The sequence below is a fragment of the Saccharopolyspora erythraea NRRL 2338 genome, from assembly GCF_000062885.1.
Lineage (GTDB): Bacteria > Actinomycetota > Actinomycetes > Mycobacteriales > Pseudonocardiaceae > Saccharopolyspora_D > Saccharopolyspora_D erythraea.
Window position 1 is genome coordinate 5,515,368 of sequence record NC_009142.1, and the last position, 13,690, is coordinate 5,529,057.

Here is a 13,690-nt window from a genome sequence, read left to right on the forward strand (position 1 = left end):
GACTCACCAGTCGTGCACGGTGCCGTCGAGCAGGCGGTTCACCGGAAGGTAGGCGGCGATGTAGGGATGGCGCGCGGCGAGCTCCTCGTCGAGTTCCACGCCGAGACCGGGGTTGTCGCCGGGATGCAGGAAGCCGCGGTCGAACGTGTACGACGTGCGGAACGTCTCCAGCGCCAGCTCGCTGTGCGGCATGTACTCCTGGATGCCGAAGTTGTGGATCGCCAGGTCGATGTGGAGCGCGGCCGCCATGCCGATCGGCGAGACGTCGGTCGGACCGTGGATGCCGGAGCGGATTCCGTAGATTTCGGCGAAGTCGAGGAGCTTCTTCATGCCCGTGACACCGCCGGTGTGCGTGGGAGCCGACCGCACATAATCGATGAGCCGCTCGGTGATGAGCGTCTGGTAGTCGTACACCGAGTTGAAGACCTCACCAGTGGCCAGCGGGGTCGTGCTGTGCTGCCGGATGAGCCGGAACGCCTCCTGGTCCTCGCCGGGTGTGACGTCCTCGAGCCAGAACAAGTCGTACGGTTCGAGCGACTTCGCCAGCCGGGCCGCCTCGATCGGCGACATGCGGTGGTGTCCGTCGTGGAGCAGCCGCAGCTCCGGTCCGAACTCCTCGCGCACCTTCTCGAAGATCGACGGAACGTGCCGCAGGTACGCGGGCGTGTCCCAGTCCTCCTCCTCGGGACGCGTCGCGGCGCTGCCGCCGGCCGCCCGATGCGCCGGCTCGTAGTCGTACTTCTCCCCCGGCTTGGCCGTATCCGAGACGCCGTACACCCGATCGAGACCGGGAACGCCCGTCTGAACGCGCACCGCGGTGTAGCCCTCGTCCACATACCCGCGGATCGCCTGTGCCAACGCCTCGTAGTCGTTGCCGGAGGCGTGGGCGTACACGCGGAGCTTGTCGCGGCTCGCTCCGCCGAGCAGCTGGTACAGCGGAACGCCCGCCTTCTTCGCCTTGATGTCCCACAGCGCCATGTCGACGGCGGCGATCGAGGCCATCGTCACGGGCCCGCGTCGCCAGTACGCGCCGCGGTACAGGTACTGCCAGGTGTCCTCGATGCGGTCCTCGTCCCGGCCGATGAGCGTGGTCGCGAGGTGGTCCCGCAGGTAGGCCGCGACTGAGAGCTCCCGCCCGTTGAGCGTCGCGTCGCCCCACCCCACTACCCCGTCGGACGTGACGATCTTGAGGGTGACGAAGTTGCGTCCGGGACTCGTGACGACGACGTCGACGGTCGAGATGCTCACGGTGCTCGCTTCCTTCCGGGGCCGCGCGATCGGTGGTGGTTGTCGAAAGTGGACGATATGGGAACCGCCTCGGATGCGGCTTGCCGCCGGACCCGAGGCGGGTGCTCAGACCGCGTTGCGCGGATCCCTCAGGTCGCGTCCCGCGACCTCGGGCATGAGGAACGTCGCGATGAGCGGACAGACCGTGAAGACGCCGAGCATGATCGCGATCGGGATCCACGATCCGGTCGTCGCGGCCACCCAGGCCGCCACGACGACCGGGCCGATGCCGGTGGCGATCATCGCGGCGATCTCCCTGACGACACCGGTCGCGGCGTAGCGGTGCCGGGAGCCGAAGATCTCCGGCAGCGTGAGGTTCTCCAGCGAGGCCAGCGCCATGACCGACACGTTGTGCATGACGATGTAGCCGACGAACAACTGCGGGACGTGCGCTCCCGCGACCGCCATCATCGTCGGCACGATGAGGACCAGCGAGATCACGCTCATCACCTGGTACATCCGCCGGCGGCCGAACCTGTCGCCGAGCGCGCCGACGATCGGCACCGTGACGAACGCGCACAGCGAGGAGACGATCACGACGCTCGTGCCCACCGAGGCCGACATCGCGAGCGTGACGGTGATGAACGAGACCATGTAGGTCTGCAGGATTCCCGAGTTGCCCGCCTGTCCGAAGCGCAGCAGGAACGCGGGTACGAGCGCGCGCCACTTCTTCTGCTCGAGTGCCTCGAGCATGGGGGTGTCGTTCTCCTGCTCGGCCTTCGCCCGGACCTCGTCCGTCGTGAGCGCCACGCCCTCGTTGACGTGGGAGCTCTCCTCGAACACCGGGCTCTCCTTGAGCCGGAACCGGATCCACACGGCGAACAGCAGGATCACGGCGCTGCCGAGGAACGGGATGCGCCAGCCCCAGGCGAGCAGCTGCTCCTCGGAGAGGACGGCGACGAGGATGCCCCAGATCGCCGACGCACCGAGGGTGCCGCAGTTCGTGCCGAGCGCGACGAGCGAGGCGATGATGCCGCGACGCTTGGTCGGCGCGTACTCGGCGAGCATGACGCCCGCGCCGGAGATCTCCGCACCGGCGCCGAAGCCCTGCACGAGGCGCAGCACCACGAGGAGGACGGGCGCGAGGATGCCGATGTCGTGCACGGTCGGCAGGGCGCCGATGAGCGTCGTCGCACCGCCCATGAGGGCGATCGTGATGAACAGGACCTTGGTGCGCCCCACCCGGTCGCCGAGCCGTCCGAAGTACCACGCACCCACAGGGCGGGCGACGTAGCCGACCGCGTACGTCGCCATCGCGGACACGACCGCGAGCGCAGGGCTCTCGCCGGCGAAGAACAGCTGGCCGAAGACGAGCCCGGCCGCGAGCGAGTACAGCTGGAAGTCCATGAACTCGAGCGCGGTGCCGAGCCAGCCGGACATCGCGGCGCGTGCGAGATCGCCGGTGCTGCGCTCGGCCGGACTGTCCTTCGTGGTGCCCGTGTCGGGCGGCGGTGCTGAAGTGGACATCGTTGTTCCTTCAGTTTCGGGGGGACGGGATAGGTGGACGGGGGAGGTCAGAACTCGATGAGGACCTTGCCGGAAGCAGCGGAGTCCTTCGCCGTCGCGAACGCCTCCACCGCTTCGGTCGCGGGGAGCACGTGCGTGACGACCTGGGCGATCGAGGGGTGGGCCGCGAGCATGTCGACGGCCTCGTCGATCTCCGTCGAGAAGCGGAACGTGCCGCGCAGCTGCACTTCCTTCGACACCAGCGGTGCGAGGTTCACGCCGATCGCGGTGTCGGCGAGCATGCCGACCTGGACGACGACGCCTGCTCGGGCCGCCGACGCAACCGCTTGGGTGAGCGACGCGGGCGCACCCGAGCACTCGAACACGACGGGATAGGACGTCGTCGGGACGTCGTCGCGTCCGATGAGCAGCGTCTCGTGGGCGCCGAGCGCGCGGGCTCGGTCGAGGGCGGATTCCTGGATGTCCCCGGCGGCCACGTGCTCGACGCCGCGAGCGGCGAGCGCCGCGACGATCAGCAGGCCGACAGGACCGGCGCCGAGCACGAGCGCGCGGTCCCCGAGGTGGCCACCGGCGATCGTGAGCGCGTGCAGCGCGACGCCGAGAGGCTCGGCGAGCGCGGCGTCCCGCAGCGACAGGCCTTCGGGCAGCCTGCGCAGCATGGGCTTTTCGACGAGCACGTACTCCGCGGCGGCGCCCTGGCGGTGCGGGAAGTCCGCGGCGCTGCCGAGGTAGTCGCCGCCGGGCCACAGGTGCGGCCGGTCCGCGATGCCCTCCACCGGGGTGCCGTACCGCGCGGGGTGCACGGTCACCGGCGTGCCCTTCGCCCACTGGCCACTCGGATCGGCTTCGACGGTCGCGGAGAACTCGTGACCGGGCGCGAAGGGCTCGCGGACGACGTTCTCCCCGTTCTTGCCGTGGAAGTAGTAGTGCAGGTCCGAACCGCAGATGCCGACGTACCGCACGCGCAGCAGCACCTCGCCGTCGGCGGGTTCGGGGACGGCGACGTCCTCGAGGCGCATGTCCTCGGCGCCGTGGATGAACAGGCCTTTCATCGTTGATCAGCTCCAGGAGGTCGGCAAGGCAGGCTCAGCGGGAGGCGGCGACGTCGGCGGCCGCGGCGCGCACACCGTCGCGGACGACGAGGGTGAGCAGGTCGGCGACCCGGACGGTGAAGGCGTCCTGCTCGGCGAGGGCGTCCGGGAAGAAACCGCCGTTCATGATCCGGCGCACGTGGTCGGCAACGGTCACGGCGCCGTCGACGGCGGCGGCGAGCCGGTCGCGGGCGGGTTCGACGATGCGCTCGGCGAGCGGCTCCGGGGTGAAGCCTGCCGGTGGGGCGACGCACGCGATCCACGCGGCGATGCACAGCGCGAGGTGGTGCGGCATGTCGCCGCGCCGGAGGTGGAAGAGCGCAGCGTTGGGGATGCGCTGGAGGAGCTTGAGGGATCCGTCCGTGCCCACCTGGGTGGTCGCGTGCCCGATGAGCGGGTTGCGCCACCGGGCGTCCAATTCCGACACGTACGCGTCGGCGTCGAACCCGGTGGGCGGGGTGAACGTCGGCAGGTAGTCGTCGGTGATCCCGTTCAGGACCGCCTCGCGCACGAAGTCCTGTCCCCACGCGACGTCGATCGTCGGTGCGCCGGAGAGGATTCCGAGGTAGGCGATGAGCGAGTGCGATCCGTTGAGCAGGCGCAGCTTGACCATCTCGTAGGCCTCGATCTCGTTCGAGAACGTCGCGCCGGCCAGATCCCAAGCGGGACGACCGCCCGCGAAGTCGTCCTCGAGAACCCACATGGTGAACTCCTCGGCGGGGACCGGGCACAGGTCCTGGACGCCGAGCAGATCCGCGACGATACGTGAGTGCTCGTCGGTCGTCCTCGGCACGATGCGGTCGACCATCCCGTTTGGAAACGACACCGACGAGGACACGAACGACAACACGTCATCGCTCACGCCTGCCGCCTGCAGGAACTCCTCCACCACGGCGCGCGTGACGTCGCCGGCGGACTGGAGGTTGTCGCAGGACAGGACGGCGAACGGCTCGCCCGAGGCGGCGCGCTGCTCGAGACCGCGGGCGATCATGCCCACCGCGGTGCGCGGTGTCGAGCCTGCCGTGAGGTCCGCAGCGACCTCGGGGGCGTCGAGCGCCAGCCTGCCGGTCGCGGGGTCGCGTGTGTAGCCGACCTCGGAGACGGTGAGCGAGACGATGCGGTGCGCCGGATCCGCGATCGCGTCCACGACCGCGGCGGGGTCCTGGGCGGCCACGCCGGTGTCGCGGTGGACGTCGACCAGTCCCGCCTCGGCACCGCGTTCGGTGAGCTGGAGGATCGAGTAGACGTTGTCCTGGGCTCGCATCGGAGCTACGACCCGGTCCGACGAGTGCGCGAAGCCGCGGATGCCCCAGTCCCCACCGGCGGCGGCCATCGCCTGCGCGGTGTAGACCGCGCCGTGCGCGCGGTGGAAGTTGCCAAGGCCGAGGTGAACGATTCCCGTCCGGTCCGGCGCGGACGCTCCGAGGCGCGATCCAGCGAGCAGACTCTTCCGGCCCAGTGGCTGTGTCATGACGTCCTTGTCCTTCCACGACGCACGGGCGGTGGTCCAGCACTGCCGCGCGTTGCGTTTCACATGGCGAACCGCTCGTTTTGTATGTCGGACCACAAGCTAGACTGACGTGGAGGCGCGATGCAACATCGACCGGGAAGACAATGGAGCCATGGAGACCGAACCCACGTCGGAGACGCCGCCCGTCACGAGCCTCGACCGCGCACTCGTCGTGCTCGAGACGGTCGCGACAGCAGGCCCCGAGGGACTCGCGCTCAGCGAGATCGCGGCGCGCACAGGGATCAACAAGGGATCGGTCCACCGGCTGCTCCGCGGCCTCGCGCACCGCGACTACGTGGCGCGCGACGGCGACGACCGCAACTACATCCTCGGCGAGGCGCTCAGGCGGATGGTGCGGACCTTCGGTGCGGACGACAACCTGCCGCTGCTGTTCCGGCCGCTGCTGCTCGAACTGTCGCGCCGGACGGAGGAACTCGTCCACCTCGGAGTGCTCGACGGACGCCGCGTCGTCTATCTCGACAAGATCGAGCCGGAGCGCTCCGTCCGCGTGTGGTCGCGTGTCGGCCGACGCGCGCACATCGCGAGCACGGCACTCGGACGCGCGCTCATCGCCGCGGCTCCCCCCAGCGACTCCCTCCTGACCAGCTACGTCGAGGAAGCCGACCCCGACCACGCGCACCCCACGCTCGGCGACCGCTTCCGCGACGCGGTGAACGCCGCGCGCACGCACGGATGGGCGATCGAGAACCAGGAGAACGAAGCCGGGATCGCCTGCGTCGGCATCGCCCTCACGTCCACGACCTCGCGGGACGTCGCGATCAGCGTCACCGGCCCCGCCGAGCGCATGACCACCGACCGCCTCACCGAGATCGGCGCCCTGATCCGCGAACTCGCCGCCGACCTCGCCCCGCAGGAGTACACCCTCACGCCGACAGCGGGGTGACGCCTCGCGGCCTCGACGGCCGCCAGTCGTGTCGAGCCGTACGGTGAGTACCGGCATCGATCCAGGGCACCGGCCTTCGCCGATGGTGGCGTCGGACCACCGCTGGTCACCGACGTTGAGCCGCCGCCCTCGATCTCGAATACGAGCACGGCGCCGTTCGGCGACGCCGAGCCCGTGCAATCGAACTAGTGACCGCGTGAACCCGTCCCGGCTCGACGCCCTACAAGACAAGAGACCCAGCACGTGAGCCGCACGTCGGGCTCACCGCCGAAACGCCCTCCCCACGCATGTGCGTCGAGGGAACGAAAGCAACCCCGATCAGGAGCTTCGGCGCATCAAAAACGCAATCAAGGCAACGATCCCGCCGACAACCACCAGGGGAAGAACGACGAACACGACCAATTCCCATCCACCAGGCATGCGGCGGATTCTCACACACCGACCGCGACGGGCGTCTCCCGCCAGCCGCCGGCGGCTGTGCCGGCGGCGTCACGGCCGCGCGCAATCCGCTGACCAGTGAGCTCTCGCAAGCGAATGCTCATCGCGTGGATCTTCGAGCCGGGCTTGCCTCGATCCACCGGGCTGGGGCCGGTCAGGTCCCCCTTTTGCCCGCCCGGATATGCATGCTGTCCACCGACGCCCGGGACCAGTCGATCGCTCCAGCGGTGCCGAGCAGGTCCAGCAGTTCCTGGTGCAGCCGGGTGAACACGTCGGCTTGGGACCACTCGGTGAACCGGCGGTGTGCGGTGGCGCAGCTGACTCCGAACGAGGTGGGCAGCGCTGACCAGGCGCACCCGGTTTGCAGCACGTACAGGATCGCGGCCAGCACCGCGCGGTCGTCCAGCCGACGCCGACCTCCGCCCTGGTGGCGTTGCGGCGCTTCGAGCAACAGCGAACGCGCCAGCAGCCACAACGGCTCCGGACACCACTTCTCCACATCGCTCACAGTTGATCAACGATATCCCCCGCCCAAGGGCACACCCAAATGAGATGCGGTCTAAGGTCCGCGCCGAGCCGAGTCGCGAGCACCACCTCGCCGTACATGACCGCGGCGGTTCCGATGTACCAGGTCACCGGCGCCGAGGTGGAGGGGAAGCCGAACGCGATCGGGTTCGTGCCGAACCGGCCGTCGGTAGCCCGTGCGGCGCCACCACTGCAGGCCCGCTTCCGGCGATCATTCCGACGAGCCCGGCTTTCGCCGCTTTCTCCAGGTACGTAGGAGAACATGCCGGTGCACCAGGTTTCGGGCGCCAACGATTGCGCTCCCGCGCGCGTGCCTTGTCCACGCCAGTTCCAGCGCACGCATGCCGACGAAGTAGCCCACCTTGTCGCCGCCGTCGAGGGTCGCCGACACCGCGGTCTGGGCGACGATCCGGATGCGGCCCGGGGATTCCGGTGTGGCGCGGATCCGCTCGACGATGGACAGTGCACGGGCGAGACCGCCGAACAGCAGCCCGCGCAGTTCGCAGTCGAGGAGATGATCGGCGATGATCTCGGCTTCGTCGGCAGTGTGGCTGATCCTGGTCATCGTCGCGGTGGCGAGCGCGCGGGCATCGGACAGCGTCAAGATGGTCATCACGGGGCCTCCGTCGACAAGGGCTGATCTGCGGCGGCGACATCCGCTCCAGGGCGGATCGGCGAGCGAGGGCGAGCGTGGTGGCCGTTCGCTGCAGGTCACCGAAGCGGGCATGGCCGCCAGGACGAAATGAGTGCGGAGGTGCTCAAACTAACCGACTCCATAAAGTCCTGGTGGCTCCTGCGCAAGCTGCGACGCTCCACAACCCGCATCACCAGCCTCGTCCAGGCCGTCGTCACCCTGCAACTGACCTGCTCAGAAGACAGCTCGGTTGACGATCGACATAACTGCAACTAGTCTGGTTTCAGTTGATCGGTGGCGATGACAGGAGCAGGAGTTGGCGGGGCTCAGCAGTAGGAGCGCGGTCGCAATTCACGCGCTTGCGATGCTGGCGCACCGACGTGAAGGCTCGTTAACTTCCGCGGAGATCGCGGACAGCCTTGGAAGCAACCCAGTCCTCGTGCGCCGCATCCTCGGCCGCTTGCGGAACGCTGAGCTGGTGTGGTCCACCGAGGGTCGAGGGGGTGGCTGGTCTCTTGCTCGCGCCCCGCGGGATATCACGCTCTATGACGCGTACGCCGCCGTCGAGGAGGGGCAAATCTTCTCGCGGCACACGCATCCGCCCAGCGGGGTGTGCGAGGTCGGACGCAACATCGGCGAGCTGCTTGACATCGAGTTCCAGAGCGCGGAACGAGCTCTGGAGGAACAGCTCGGCAGGACGACGATCGCCGGCCTGCTGCAGCAGATACTGGCCTCCGACAACGGACCGAGGGGCCACTGACCAAGCGGTGATGCATGCGCGCACTGCGTCATGGCGCATAACTTAACCGCAATTGGTTTAGTTGCAGTCGTTCCGGGGTGAGCGCTTCGGGCCCTCCCGGCTGCCGATGTCAGCGGCCGAACGATCCATCCGCGTGCACCACGGCCCGAACACCTACTCAGAACGCACCAGGAGTGAGAGCGATGCCCCAGGAACCCGAAGCACTTGCCAGCAACGAGGCTCGCGGCCCTGCGACCTACGACCTCGTGATCAGGCGCGCACATATCTTCGATGGGTACCAGGCGCTCGCCGGTCTGTACGACGTCGCCATCAACGGCGGAGAGATCGCATCCGTCTCGGTCGAGCCGCTCAGGGGCATACAGGAGGTGGATGCGGCCGAAGGATGGGTCATGCCGGGCCTGATCGACACTCATATCCACTTCTACGACGTGCGCGCGGTCTCCGGTCCGAATTCGATGCGGGCCTTCGAGGAGAACGAGCTTTCCGGAAAGCTCGGGCTGTTCCTCGACCACGGGATCACCACCATCAAGTCGGTGGGCGATCCGACGGACGGAATTCTGGACACGCGGGCCAAAATCGGCGCAGGCACGCTGCGGGGCCCGCGGCTGTTGGCGACCGGCTGCGGTATCACCGGACGCGACGGGCATCCCGCCGCCACTGTCTTCAGCGGCAACCCCTGGGCACGCGAACGCTTCACCGGAGAGGTCGACAGCGTGCAGCAGATCCGCGACCTGGTGCACCACCTCGCTGACCGCAAGGTGGACGCGATCAAACTCCTGTCGGAAGGCGCGTGCGCACACGGGCCGAAGTACCTCTGGCAGAATCCTGCCTTTCCGGATGGTGTCGAGTTGGAACGGCTTCCCCTCGATCTCCTTCGGGCGGGTATCGAGACCGGACACGAGAGGGGTCTTCGAGTTACCGTCCACACCACCCAGCAAGCCGCGGCACGCGAGGCGATCGAGGCTGGGGCGGACGGCCTGGAGCACGGTGTCACCGTCGAGCCCCTCACCGACCACTCGCTCATCGATCTGATGCTCGAACACGGCGTCACCTACGCGCCCACGCTCTGGATCGACGATGCCCACCCGGACGCCCGTGGCAATCTCAAGAAGGTCGCTGAAGTCGGCGTGCACATCGCGCTGGGCAGCGACACCTTCAGCGGTCGGGGCTTATTCGGAGCCAACACTCTGGAAGAGGCCGAACTCATGGTGGCGGCCGGGATGACGCCCACCCAGGTGCTGGCCGCAGGCACCCGCGGCGCGTCGCGGCAGTGTGTCCGCCCCGACCTCGGCACGGTGGCCCCCGGCAAGCGCGCAGACCTGCTCGTACTCAACGCTGATCCCACTGCGGACATCGGCAACCTTCGCGACCTCAGCATGGTGATCCTGAACGGCCGCCTCGCCGTCGACAAGCGCTAGGCCCCCGCCTGGCGGGACGTCTTCCCGCCGCTACACCGCGGCAGAGAGGAATCCACCCATGAAAACCTGGTGTACCACCGGCACCAGCAGCGGCTTCGGTCGCCTCATGTCGGCAAAGGTGCTCGCTGCCGGTGATCGCGATCGTCGCACCGAGCTCACTCACTGACGTTGCACCCCACTGGCAGCGCGCGCACTCCCTGCCGAGCCCGCGTCTTCTCAGCGACTTTCCGGCAGTTGTTGAGTTTGCGACTGGCAATCACGACGTGCGCGCCGCGTGTGGCGAACGCGTCCCGCCAACGACGGCACAGCAGCCTCGGCTGGCGCACTCCGATAGAGTTCGAGAACATGACCATTGTGGCATGAAATCCAGCAACCCGACTCCCCGGAACCCGGGGCAGACCAGAGTTTTCGGGGAGCCTGGGGAACCTCAGAATGGGCGGCGAGCATGGTCAGGTTGGTATGGCGGTAACTGGCTTCGTAGCGCCGGACCTGATAGTGGTCGAGCCCGATCTCGTTCTTGGCGAACTGGAAGGTTTCCTCGGCACGCCGTCGGCTTCCGCCGACCCGAACGAGTTCGATCAGTGGCTGAGGGTGGGTGGTGTGCACGATGTAGTAGGCCAGCTCGCCGCTGCTCATCGAGCGGCGCGCCACACGAGAGACGACGTTGCCAGCCTCGTTTCAGGGCTGCCGGGGCTGGTGTGTTGGCGCGCATCGGCCGGTCGGCGTGGCGAACGCGGTACGCGGGAGATCGCCTGACAGTAGTTGATCTCCTGGTGTCCCAGCCAGATGGATTGTCCAACAATCGGCGCAGCATTCGTTGCGCCAACTGGGGTTTGGTTTGAAACGGCGTGTCCTGGCCGATACTGGCATCGCGGTAGCAATTACGGTGGTCGGTCCAGGCCACCCGCATGTCGAGCCCCCGGTCGATCACCCATCGGCTGGCGATGGTTTCGGTCACGCCCGCAACGCGTCGATCGCGGTGTCGATCGCGGCCAGGGCTGCGGTCCTGTCGAGGCCTGCCCTCGATACGAGAGAGAGGCCGTGGACGATGTAGAGCAGTAGCTGGGCTTGGGCCTCGGGGTGGGCGTTGTCGGTGACTTCTCCGGTGGCCTGTGCGCGACGGAGCGCGTCGGTGACGATGTCGGTGAACCGGCGATATGAGCGGGCGACGACCTCGGTGGCTTCGCTGTCGTGGGGTACGAGTTCGGCGGTGGTGTTGCCGACCAGGCAGCCATGCGGTTCGCCCACGTCGGAGATGAATTCGTCCAGGCGTGCCGGGTGAGTCAGAATCTCACGAAGCGCAGGCAGGAGCGGGGCGGTGTCGAGCGCGGCGATCAGGCGCCGCTCGTAGACATCCCAGTAGAGCCTGACGGCGTTGAGGTAGAAGCGGCGCTTGTCCCCGAAGGTCCCGTAGAGGCTGCCGCGTTCGACGGCCAGCGCGTCCACCAGGTCTTGGACCGATGTCGCCCCGTAGCCGCGGGACCAGAACAGCTCGAGTGCGAGCGTCAGCGTCTGGTCCTTGTCGAATCCGCGGGGGCGTCCGGTGCGTGCCACGTGATCGAGGCTACGACTTCTTGACGAGTCGTTCAAGAAGTCGTAGCCTCGATCACGTACTTTTTGAACGGCTGCATAGAAGTCGCCGATCACTTGCCGGGCGCGAAGGGTGAAGCAATGGAGTTGGCTGGAAAGACGGCACTCATCACCGGATCCGGCGCGATAGGCGGACTCGGGCACGCGACGGCCGAGATTTTGGTCGCGGCGGGAGCTGGCGTGATCATCACCGGCACCGACCTCGAGCGCGGTGCCCAGGTCGTGGAGGACCTTCGCTCGGTCGGCGGCGACTCGGCCCCGACGGTACGGTTCGTGGCAGCCGATCTGGCCGACCCGGCGGCCGTGCGTCAGCTGGCCGAGGAGGCCGGAGCTGTGAGCATTCTGATCAACAACGCGAGCGTCGTCACGTTGGGCCCGACCACCGAGCAGGACATCGTGAGCTACGACGCTGCTTTTGCGGTCAATGTGCGTGCGCCATTCCTGCTCACGGCGCTGTTCGCGCCGAAGATGGGCGCCAACGGCGGCGGTAGCATCGTCAACGTCAGCTCTACCGCGGCCGGCCTCGGCATGCCGGGAATGGCTGTTTACGGCGCCACCAAGGCGGCGGTCGAATCGTTGACTCGCACCTGGGCGGCAGAGTTCGCCCCGTCGAACGTGCGAGTCAACGCCGTCGCTCCGGGCCCGATGCGCACCTCGAAGGTGGTCTCGGCGATGGGTCCGGACATGGGTGGCGTGGGCCTGACCACCGCGCTCAAGCGCACGTCCGACCCGGCCGAAGTGGCGCACGTGGTCGCTTTTCTCGCCAGTGACCGGGCCAGCTATGTGACCGGGGCGGTCGTGGCCGCTGACGGTGGCCGAACCGCGATCTGAGTCGACGTCGGCTGCCGGCCGAGTGGTGCCTCGTGCCGACGGGGGCAGCCCGTCATCGTTGTCGAACCACGCGCCTTGTGGCGCCAAGTGAGGAGAAAGAGTTCATGGGTCGTCTTCAGGGAAAGCACGCACTGATCACAGGCGGGACGAGCGGGATCGGCCTGGAAACGGCCCGTGAGTTTCTCGCCCGAGGGAGCGGCCGTCGCGATCACCGGCCGCTCCCAGGAAAGATTGGATGAGGTCGCTCGGCAATTGGAGGGGCCGCTGCTCACCGTCGTCAGCGACGCCGGCGACGTACCCGGCCAGGCGGCGCTCGCATCGCGGCTACAGGCGGAGTGGCCGAAGCTCGACATCCTGATGAGCAACGCCGCCGACGTCACCCATCTCCCGATCGAGGAATGGAACGAGGAGTCGTTCGACAGGCTCGTCGCCACCAATCTCAAGACCCCGTTCTTTCTGATCAAGGCCCTGTTGCCGCTCTTCTCACAGAAGTCCTCGATCATTCTTGTCGGATCGGTTTCGGCCTTCATCGGACACGAGAACGCGGCAGTCTATGGCGCCGCCAAGGCGGGCCTGCTGTCCTATACCCGCGGGCTGACCTATGAGCTGAAGGACCGGGGTATCCGGATCAACGGACTGAGCCCGGGGCCGACTGTCACCAATGCGTTCAAGCCGCTTGGTGCCGAACGCCAAGCCGCCATCTACGAGGAACTCCGGCGGACCGTACCCCTCCATCGTCTAGGGTCTGCCACCGAGATGGCGAAGGCGGCTGTCTATCTAGCCTCGGACGAGTCCGCCTACACCGTCGGCACCGTGCTGCGCGTGGATGGCGGCATCGGGCAGCTTGCCTACTAATACTGCAACGACAGGTTGTGATGGCTTCGGTAGTGGCTGGTACGGGCGCGGTGCTGGCTGGTTCGTCGCCATGCCGACCAGTGCAGGATGTGGTCTGAGGTGTACCAAGGATCTTGGACAGGGCCTCTCGATTGAGAGGATGTACCTGTGCCGGAGAAGCGTCGGAAGTTCAGTCCGCAGTTCAAGGCTGAGGCGGTGCAGCTGGTCGTAGCCAGCGGCCGTCCGGTGGCCGAGGTGGCTCGGGAGCTGGAGAGCAACCCCGGGACCCTGGGCAACCGGGTGCACGCCTGGCGGCGGGACAACCCCGAACCCGACACCGAGATGAGTCCTGTGGAGCGTGCCCGGTTGAGCGAGCTGGAGGCCGAGGTCCGGCGGCTGCG

General features: G+C 67.7%; 12 protein-coding genes and 2 pseudogenes. 6 read left to right on the forward strand and 8 right to left on the reverse strand.

Features of this window, described 5'->3' with window-relative positions; genetic code table 11:
• Positions 1–3: 3 nt before the first annotated feature.
• From manD to SACE_RS23955, 4 genes are all read right to left on the reverse strand, one after another.
• On the reverse strand, positions 4–1,248 hold the full coding sequence (manD, locus tag SACE_RS23940; RefSeq protein ID WP_011874518.1) for a D-mannonate dehydratase ManD: 1,245 nt from the start codon (positions 1,246–1,248) through the stop codon (positions 4–6).
• Between the two features lie 105 nt (positions 1,249–1,353).
• Positions 1,354–2,754 carry an MFS transporter gene (locus SACE_RS23945; protein ID WP_009948820.1) on the reverse strand — a complete coding sequence of 467 codons (1,401 nt, stop codon included), beginning with the start codon at positions 2,752–2,754 and terminating at the stop codon, positions 1,354–1,356.
• A 47-nt stretch (positions 2,755–2,801) separates the two neighbouring features.
• On the reverse strand, positions 2,802–3,806 hold the full coding sequence (locus SACE_RS23950; RefSeq protein WP_009948819.1) for an L-idonate 5-dehydrogenase: 1,005 nt from the start codon (positions 3,804–3,806) through the stop codon (positions 2,802–2,804).
• A 34-nt stretch (positions 3,807–3,840) separates the two neighbouring features.
• On the reverse strand, positions 3,841–5,316 hold the full coding sequence (locus SACE_RS23955) for a mannitol dehydrogenase family protein (protein WP_011874519.1): 1,476 nt from the start codon (positions 5,314–5,316) through the stop codon (positions 3,841–3,843).
• A 151-nt stretch (positions 5,317–5,467) separates the two neighbouring features.
• Between SACE_RS23955 and SACE_RS23960 the strand changes: the two genes are divergently transcribed.
• Positions 5,468–6,259 (forward strand): IclR family transcriptional regulator, encoded by a 792-nt coding sequence (locus SACE_RS23960; protein ID WP_009948816.1) that lies wholly within the window; start codon positions 5,468–5,470, stop codon positions 6,257–6,259.
• A 530-nt stretch (positions 6,260–6,789) separates the two neighbouring features.
• Here SACE_RS23960 and SACE_RS23965 read toward each other — a convergent pair.
• Both SACE_RS23965 and SACE_RS39450 read right to left on the reverse strand, forming a co-directional pair.
• Positions 6,790–7,205: pseudogene (locus SACE_RS23965) on the reverse strand (transposase); the annotation flags it as partial.
• Between the two features lie 228 nt (positions 7,206–7,433).
• Entirely contained in the window at positions 7,434–7,835 is a 402-nt protein-coding gene (locus tag SACE_RS39450; protein WP_011874521.1) for an Ldh family oxidoreductase, read from the reverse strand.
• A 337-nt stretch (positions 7,836–8,172) separates the two neighbouring features.
• Between SACE_RS39450 and SACE_RS23975 the strand changes: the two genes are divergently transcribed.
• The gene (locus SACE_RS23975) at positions 8,173–8,616 is read left to right on the forward strand and encodes an Rrf2 family transcriptional regulator (RefSeq protein WP_009951483.1); all 444 of its coding nucleotides are present in this window, start codon (positions 8,173–8,175) and stop codon (positions 8,614–8,616) included.
• A 182-nt stretch (positions 8,617–8,798) separates the two neighbouring features.
• Positions 8,799–10,034: an amidohydrolase family protein gene (locus SACE_RS23980; RefSeq protein WP_009951482.1), complete on the forward strand. Its 1,236-nt coding sequence runs from the start codon at positions 8,799–8,801 to the stop codon at positions 10,032–10,034.
• A gap of 216 nt (positions 10,035–10,250) precedes the next feature.
• Here SACE_RS23980 and SACE_RS37865 read toward each other — a convergent pair whose 3' ends face one another.
• Positions 10,251–10,670 carry a hypothetical protein gene (locus SACE_RS37865; protein ID WP_143538198.1) on the reverse strand — a complete coding sequence of 140 codons (420 nt, stop codon included), beginning with the start codon at positions 10,668–10,670 and terminating at the stop codon, positions 10,251–10,253.
• 318 nt (positions 10,671–10,988) lie between these two features.
• Positions 10,989–11,588 (reverse strand): TetR/AcrR family transcriptional regulator, encoded by a 600-nt coding sequence (locus SACE_RS23985; protein ID WP_009951481.1) that lies wholly within the window; start codon positions 11,586–11,588, stop codon positions 10,989–10,991.
• Positions 11,589–11,705: 117 nt separating this feature from the next.
• On the opposite strand from SACE_RS23985, the gene SACE_RS23990 reads away from it, so the two are divergent.
• From SACE_RS23990 to SACE_RS40265, 3 genes and pseudogenes are all read left to right on the forward strand, one after another.
• On the forward strand, positions 11,706–12,455 hold the full coding sequence (locus SACE_RS23990; RefSeq protein ID WP_011874525.1) for an SDR family NAD(P)-dependent oxidoreductase: 750 nt from the start codon (positions 11,706–11,708) through the stop codon (positions 12,453–12,455).
• A 174-nt stretch (positions 12,456–12,629) separates the two neighbouring features.
• The gene (locus tag SACE_RS23995; protein ID WP_009951479.1) at positions 12,630–13,310 is read left to right on the forward strand and encodes an SDR family oxidoreductase; all 681 of its coding nucleotides are present in this window, start codon (positions 12,630–12,632) and stop codon (positions 13,308–13,310) included.
• 147 nt (positions 13,311–13,457) lie between these two features.
• Positions 13,458–13,688 (forward strand): annotated as a pseudogene (locus tag SACE_RS40265) (transposase); the annotation flags it as partial.
• Positions 13,689–13,690 lie beyond the last annotated feature (2 nt).